At 56.1% G+C, this 7,999-nt stretch carries 5 protein-coding genes; 1 reads left to right on the top strand and 4 read right to left on the bottom strand.

Annotated elements, in window-relative coordinates; genetic code table 11:
* From AAF659_RS14810 to AAF659_RS14825, 4 genes are all read right to left on the bottom strand, one after another.
* A complete protein-coding gene (locus AAF659_RS14810; RefSeq protein ID WP_349752559.1) occupies positions 1-618 on the bottom strand; it encodes a LuxR C-terminal-related transcriptional regulator in 618 nt (205 codons plus the stop codon).
* Positions 615-2,057, bottom strand: coding sequence for an HlyD family type I secretion periplasmic adaptor subunit (locus AAF659_RS14815; RefSeq protein WP_349752560.1), 1,443 nt, complete (start codon positions 2,055-2,057; stop codon positions 615-617). The genes AAF659_RS14810 and AAF659_RS14815 overlap by 4 nt, the downstream gene beginning before the upstream one ends.
* Positions 2,054-4,192: a type I secretion system permease/ATPase gene (locus AAF659_RS14820; protein ID WP_349752561.1), complete on the bottom strand. Its 2,139-nt coding sequence runs from the start codon at positions 4,190-4,192 to the stop codon at positions 2,054-2,056. Before AAF659_RS14820 ends, AAF659_RS14815 begins: the two co-directional genes overlap by 4 nt.
* A 114-nt stretch (positions 4,193-4,306) precedes the next feature.
* The gene (locus AAF659_RS14825; RefSeq protein ID WP_349752562.1) at positions 4,307-6,169 is read right to left on the bottom strand and encodes a TolC family outer membrane protein; all 1,863 of its coding nucleotides are present in this window, start codon (positions 6,167-6,169) and stop codon (positions 4,307-4,309) included.
* Positions 6,170-6,447: 278 nt separating this feature from the next.
* Here AAF659_RS14825 and AAF659_RS14830 point away from each other — a divergent pair.
* A partial coding sequence (locus AAF659_RS14830; protein ID WP_349752563.1) for a retention module-containing protein occupies positions 6,448-7,999 on the top strand: 1,552 nt, incomplete at its 3' end.

Genomic DNA, 7,999 nt, shown 5'->3' on the forward strand with positions numbered 1-7,999 from the left:
CTATTGGCCTCGAATTTTTAACATTAATTGCATCCTGTCATTCACATTGAGTTTGGAGAAAATTTTGCTCAGGTGATCTTTAACGGTGCGCTCTGTGATGTTGAGCTGCCTGGCGATCGCTTTATTGCTGAGGCCATCAGTGACAGCCCGGGCAACGTCTTGTTCTCTCGTTGTCAGTTGATCCAAGCTTGCCGTGGGCTTGGATGGCATCTCGGGGAGTGTCGTTGAAACAGCCGATAGCAACTGATCAATCAATGATTCCGGTAACCACAGAGCACCTGCTGAAACGGTCTGTGAAGCCTGATACAGCAAGTGAGTGCTGGATAAGGCATGTACATAGCCACGGGCACCGTGACTGAGACTTTCCCGGAGTTCGGCCAGAGACTGATCGCGACTTATAGCAATCACGCGCGCCCCCGAGTCTGTGGCGGCGCGAATCAGCGCTTGCCATTGCTCAAGACCCGTCAATACCCAGACGACAACGTCGCCATTGAGCTGACGCACCCGCTGGATGGCCTCATCGAGGCTATTGAGTAATTCAGCATCAGGGAAACAGGTGGTCCACCGTGGGCTGAAGAACCCAGCCGTTGTGACAAACAGCTGTGCAGCTTCGGTCATCGCTCGGTCATCGCTTGAGAGGTTGCTCGTAAAACCGGCTTAAGCAGGTACTCAAGAACCGTTTTCTGCCCCGTAAGAATATCAACCTGGGCCGTCATGCCGGTTTTTATGGGAAGATCTTTACTGAAACCCTGAGCCTGCGTTTCAAGACGCACAACGTAGTAGGTTTTGTCCTCATCGTCGGTGACAGTGTCCGCGCTGATGTGTTTAACCTCGGCTTTAAGGCCACCAAAGATATTGAAGTCATAAGCTGTGAGCTTAACGGTGGCGGATTGTCCGGGCCGAATGAAAGCAATGTCTTTAGGCAGTATTTTGGCCTCAATAATGAGCTTATCGCTGGATGGTACAATTTCCACGATATCGCGGCCTGGTGAGACAACCCCGCCTTCTGTGTTGGTATGGAGTTTTTGGATAACACCATCGGTAGGCGCTTTGATCTCGGTTTTCTGAACGCGGTCTGCAAGGCCGGCCTGAGCTTCCGAAAGGGACTCCAGCCGGGCGGCAGACTCTGTTAGTTGGCCCGCCCAGCGATTTTTCATTTTCAGCTCAACTTCTTTCAGCCGGCTTTCGCTTTCACGGATGGCGGCCTTATTACGGCTGATGGCAGCTTTGGCACGCTTGAGTTCACCCTTGGCGTTAGCAATTTCGCGTTCCAACTGAATGATGTCCATCTCGGACACTGCGCCTGACGCCAACAGGGGGCGCGTGGCCTTGAGTTCCTGGCGGGCGAGGCTGAGTATCGATGAATACTGCTCGCGTGCGGCCTGTGCTTCGTTAAGGTCTTCTTCTTTCTGCGTCAGCTGTTCCTCGTGGATGTTTCTTTTCTCGGTCAATTCCGAAAGGCTGCTGACGTAAAGCTTACGCTCGGTATCAACAATCTCCGGTGCTTTCTCCTTAAGGTCCTCTGGGAATGTCAGCACCAGATCATTGACCAGAGCGCGCAGGCGAACCACTTCCGCACGCAGTGCCATTATCTGGGCTCTCTGCTCTTGAAACTTAGATAGAAAGCGTGTCCGGTCAAGCGCCAGGAGCACGTCGCCTTTCTCAACCTGGTCTCCCTCGCTGACAAGGATGGCTTTGACGGTACCGCCGTCCACAGACTGCACAACTTTTAGCTGTTGAGAGGGAATGACTTTACCTTCGCCCCGGGTTACCTCGTCCAGCTGTGCGAAGTAGGCCCACACAAGGAGCGCAAAAACGGCGAAGGCTGCAAGGTAGAGCAGTATGGTTGCGCGCAGTGGGTCCTGCTGAATACGGGCCCAGTCGGCCTCGGTTACCCAGTCCTGGGATTCACCATAGCGGTTCCCTCGGGGAAAGAATCGCTCAAGCAAAGCCGCTCCCTTGGCGCCTACCGTGTTGGAGAAACGGCCAATCAGGCCGAACGCCCTATGCTCGGCAGAAGCCCGTTCCCTCCAGGGGGTGTCCTCCGGCGATGTCAAACTCGAGCTCCCATGATGCGCCCCTGCTTGAGCGCTTCGACCACTTCGTTCTTGGGACCATCCGCCACGATCTGCCCCTGATCAACCACGATGATCCGACTTGCAAGCTCAAGGAGGGCGGTTCTGTGCGTGATCATCAAAAGCGTCTTATTCTGTGCATAATCGTTCAGATTCTTTTTGAAAGCTTCTTCAGCTGAATGATCCAGAGCGCCCGTGGGTTCATCCATGATCAGCATTGAGGGATTGTTGATCAGTGCGCGCGCAATGGCGACTGCTTGCTTTTGCCCGCCTGATAGCATCTGGCCGTTTTCACCTACCGGCATATCAAAACCCGCTGAGTGGGCGTTTGCCATGGCGGTGAGACCGCTTAAATGGGCCGCGTGGAGAAGTGCTTCGTCCGAGGCCTGAGGGTTAGCCAGCAGGATGTTGTCCCGCAAGGTGCCCGAGAGTAATTCGATAGTCTGTGGCACATAACCGATATTGCGCCGCAGCTCCGCGGGATCGAGCTGTTGGAGATCAATACCATCAACGCGTACAGATCCTGAGCTGGGTTCATAGAGTCGGAGGATCAGTTTTTCCAATGTGCTTTTACCTGAGCCGTTCTTGCCAAGTACGGCGACATGTTCGCCCGGTTCGATGCGTAAACTGATCTCGCTCAGGCTGTTGCGATCGTCGTTCGGGTAATTGAAGGTCACATTACGGAATTCAATGGCGCCTTCCAGCTCGGGTCGGCTGACATAATGCCTTCCCTTCGAGCGTTCCTGTGGCCAGGCCATGACTTCATCCAGCGACTCCATGGCCGTTGCCGCTTGATGGTACTGTGCAAGCAGGCCTGCGGCTTGACTGATGGGGGCCATGGCCCGTGACGACAGAAGGTAGGCTGCAATCAGCCCGCCCTGGGATAACTGACCATCAACGAGGAAGTACACACCGACAATTATGATGCTCAGAGCGACCATCTGCTGAGTCCACTGGGCGCCACTGGTGACAGAGGCCGAAACCAGGCGCATCTGTGCGCTGGTATGAGCGACGAACAGCGTCGCTTCTTCGTGTCGTTGCTGCAGCCGCTGCTCTGCCCCAAAGCTTTTTATGGTCTCTAGATGACTGACGCTTTCCACTAGCGTGGCATTGCGCATAGCGCTGGCCTGCATACTTTCTTCTGACAGTTCATGGAGCTTGCGTTGGGCCGATACGGCGTAGAGCAGGATCAGAAGACCGCCGACTATGATGGGAATGACCAAGGGCCAGGCGATGATGCCGATAATCAGGACGAAAAGCAGGACAAAAGGCAGATCAACCAGCGATACGACGGTCATTGAACCGATAAAAGCACGAACGCTCTCAAATGATTGTACGTTGGAGGCGAAGGCCCCTGATGAACCGGGTCGGTGGCTCAGGTTGAGCCCCAGGATGCGCTCCATAATCGAGGCTGAGATTTTGACGTCAGCCCGGGTGGCGGCAAGGTCCACAAACCGCGCCCGCGTCAGTCGCAAGGCCAGGTCCAGTGCGAGCACAATGGCCAGACCGGCGGATAGGACCCACAGCGTATGCGTGGCGTGATTGGGAACGACGCGGTCGTACACGTTCATTACGAACAGTGGCATCGCAACGGCGAACAGGTTGATGAGAACGGCTGCGATCAAGACATCCCGGTAGAGCTTGCGGTTTTCCCGGATGACGCTCCAGAACCAATGGGCGCGCGTTGACTTCTGGACCGTGGAGGCGTGCGGGTCAAACTGGAACTGAGGCCGACAGTAGATCACTTTCCGTGTGACGCGTGCTTCAAGCTCCTCCTTATTAAGCACGGTTGCTGTCTCAGGAAAATGGGGCTCAATAATGCGTGGGTGACCGTTATCGTCGTAGCCCAGCAGAATCAGAGCGTTTTCGTCCTGGGTCAGCAGCACAGCGGGCAGTAATGCCTGATTGATACTGTCGAGTTCAGTGTCTGCATGACGGCAGGACAACCCCGCCCGCTGAGCCGCACGCTCAAACAGCGCCGGGGTCAGAGTGCCGTTAGGCAGAGGGAGCCCTGAGATAGCTGCGTCCCGACTCAGATTCCGGTCATGATAGCGGGCCAGGAAGATAAGGCATTCAAGCAGGCTGTCCTGCCCCTCGTTGTGATGGTCATCAACCAATGATTAAGGCCCTAGTGTTGTTGGCTCCGCTCGGCAATTCCAAGGTAGTTCAGATTCAGTGCGCTTGCCCGGCTTGGCTTAATGGCGCAAATTCCAGTAGCCGCCAACTGAAGGTTACTCAGAACCCCGGGTCTTGGGTCGTTTTTTTTCGGCCACAACCCGTACCTCAACGCGTTGGTTCGCTTTGTGGGCTTCGGCTGAGTCGCCCTTGCGCAATGGCTGGCCTTCGCCGTAACCGGTCACTTTTAGTCGCGCTTCGTCGATGCCAAATTTATTGACAAGAAGATCCGCTACCGTTTCTGCTCTTTCCTGTGACAGTTGCTGATTGAAGGAGGCGGCACCAATCTTTGAAGCATGACCCTCGATCAAAACCTCTGCCTCAGGATTGGTGGCAATGAACGCGGCCACCTCCTTGAGTTGTGAACGATCCTCCTTGGCAACACTCGCTTTGCCTCGCTCAAACTGAGTGTTCGAGTCAAAAACCCGCTCATGTTTCTCCTGAACCGTGCAGCCACGTGAGTCAACAACATGGCCCTGGTGCGTCTCTGGGCAGAAATCCAGATACCTGGGGACGCCATCGCCGTCATCATCATGGTATTGACGTGTGCGTGATCGTACGTTGATCGCAGGGCAGGCGCTGTCACCATCGACCGTAAGCTTCTCGCTATCCAGCTCAGCCAGTGTTGGCAGACCGTCGCGCTGGACATTCAGCTTGGCCAGTAACTGGCCCATTGCGGCTAGGGTGCGTGCCCGGGCTATCTCGATCTCATGTTTTGCATTGACGTAAGCTCTGCTTGCTTCAAAGTGCTCATTCTCGGCATCAAGCACATCCAGCAGGGTGCGTTGGCCCAGATCAAACTGGTTGCGATAGGCGGTTCGGACGCGGTCCGAGGCCAGCCGGTGCCGGTTAAGCATTGGCAGCTGGGCTGTTTGATCCATGACATCATTAAACGCGATCTGAGCGGTTTGCCGCAGATCAACACACTCTTTATCGCGCTGACTTTTGGCGACGTTGACCTGTTCGTAGCGCCGGCGCAATTCCGCCTGATCACTGCCGCCCCGATACAGGTTGTAGCTGAGTTCCAGCCCGATGCGCGCATCAGAGCGGCCGTTGCTGAACCCCAGGTTGTCGTAGTTCTGACTGCCGTAGCTGGCGGTGAGGTCGAGCTGGGGGTGGAAACTGGCTTTCTGCTGTTCAACGCTCTGTTTCGATGCCTGAATATTTCTGAGCGCGGCATAGAAGGCAGGGTTGGATTGATAGGCCTGCTCGAGAATGCGCTTCAAAGAGGAAGGCAGTTTTTGCTGATCAATGGTTGCGCGTTCATTGTCTGACGGCGGCATCGACCCAACGATCCGCAAATAGCGCGCCTTGGCATCGTGCAGGTTACTCATTTCGGTGTTCAGGTTGGATTCCGCCAATGCAACGCGTCCGTTGATCTGCTCAAGGTCGACAGAGCGGCTAACCCCGGCCTCAACGCTTTCTTTGATCTGGTCAAAAACCTCGTGATGACGCTGCAGGTTTTCTTTTGCCAAACGCACCAGCTTCTGTTGTCGGGCAACGTTCTGAAATGCGCGGAACGCCTCGAGGGCTACGTTTTCTGCTTCACTCAGAAGCTCGTAATAATTGACCAGCTGAACCTGGTTGAGACGTTCGACTTCTGCGCTTGTTGCAAAGCCGTCATAGAGCATCTGCCGTAGGGTCAGCTCGCCATCGGCCCCTGTGAAGTCACTGTTCGGACCGTAATCACGCCACTCGTACCCGTATCGTGTTCTAAGATCCACCTGCGGCTGGAACCCGCCTGCGGCTGATTCAGTATTCTGGCCAGCGCTCAGGAACTCATACCACTGAGCTTGCACTTGTGGGTTGGACTCGATCGCCTGCTTAGCAACTTCTTTGATGGGCGGTGCTCCCCATAGAGCCGGTGAGAAGCATGCAATACTGATGACGGATAGGGCAGTGATTGATTTTTTCAGCACGTCCAGTTCTTATCGGGGTGGTTGGTGGCACTTTTGCTTAATAAATAAGCAAAGAGTGTAACGTACGGTAAATAAAGATTACAGAATTTGCTCAGTAGCCAAGAGCCAGAGAGTCGCTCTGAAAGCTCAATTAGGACCTCTGAGCCAGGTTAACCGTACCAAAGTCCAGTATGGAGTATTGATAACTTTCCGTATCATACGAAATTAACGAAAATTGTCGGCCTTTCTGGTCGCTCTGAATCGACTCGTCTTTAACTGCGCAAAATCGAGTAAAAATTATGGGTGATGTTGTTGCCACGGTTCTGTCAGTAACTGGTCAAGTTTGGGCGGAAGATCAGCAGGGGGATCGTCGTCCGCTTGAGGAAGGGGATGTGCTGCGTGACGGCGAAATCGTGGTGACGGACTCGGGAGCCGAGGTCGTTCTTGATTTTGGTGGCGGTGACGTTGTCCGGCTGGGTGGCGGTGAAACGCTACGTATGTCGTCTGACATGCAGAACGAGGAAGATCAGCAGAGTGCCAGATCACTGAACGAGGAGTCGGTTGATGAAGCCATAGCCGCACTGGAAGGAAGCGGCGATGTATTTGATGCGGTTGAAGCACCGGCGGCCGGGCTGGCCGGAGGGGGCTCCGAGGGAGGGCACTCCATCGTCCGCCTGGTACGGATTGCTGAGTCCCTGGATCCGCTGGGATTTGCAGTGGATTTTGACCAGGCCGATGACCCTGTTGGTTCACCGGAGAGGGCGGGTGACTTTGGTGGCGATGATGGGGGCCTGGGTCTGGCTGGTGCATCAGAAGGCACTGAATCATCTGATGGTTCCAGTAGCGGTGATACCGGCGCGCCGGCTGCGCCAAGCATCAGCCTGGACAACGACACGGGTGCTGACGACAGCGTCACCAGCGATGGCAGTTACAGCGTAGGTAACGTTGAAGACGGCGCGACCGTTGAATACAGCACCGACGGCGGTAACACGTGGAGTACCGAGGCACCGAGCGCCGAGGAAGGTGACAACAGCATCCAGGTGCGCCAAACCGACGAGGCCGGAAACGTCTCGGATGAGAGCGAACTGACGTTCACGCTGGATAGCACGGCGCCGACACTGAGCGTGGAAGAACCAGGCACCGGCAACGACACGACCCCGACGATCGAAGGCAGCTCCGACCAGAACGGCGGCACCGTGAACGTGACGGTGACCGATGCCGATGGCGCGGAACAAACCCTGAGCGCCGAGGTGCAGGACGACGGCAGCTGGAGCGTGGATGCCAAGGAGCTGCCAGAAGGCGACTACACGGTTGATGCCAGCATCACCGATGCGGCAGGCAACGACACGAGCGCGAGCGCCACGGGCACCGTGGATACCACGGCACCGGGTGAAGGTGGCGATAGCAGCAACAGCATCGCGTTCGACGATGCCGATGACCTGATCAACGCCAGCGAACAAACCTCCGTGACCTTCACCGGCACGGTGGAAGACGGTGCGGCGATCGACAGCATCGTGATCAGCGACGGCGACACCAACACGGGCGACATCACCGTGGCGGAAGGCGACATCAGCGTGGATGGTGATGGCAACGTGACCGTCACAGGCCAAGACGTGAGCAGCCTGGCCGATGGCGAGCTGAGCGTGACCATGACGGTGACCGATGAAGCCGGCAACCAGGGCAGCGTGGCTGACACCGCGACGCTGGATACCGGCGCGGATGCGGGCACGGTCAGCGTGAACGACATCACCAGCGATGACGTGATCAACGCGCAAGAAGCGGGCGAGACCATCGCGGTCACCGGCAGCGCGAGCGGCGGCGACATCGCCGAAGGCGATACCGTTGCCATGA

This window comes from Salicola sp. Rm-C-2C1-2 (genome assembly GCF_040196175.1).
GTDB lineage: Bacteria > Pseudomonadota > Gammaproteobacteria > Pseudomonadales > Oleiphilaceae > Halospina.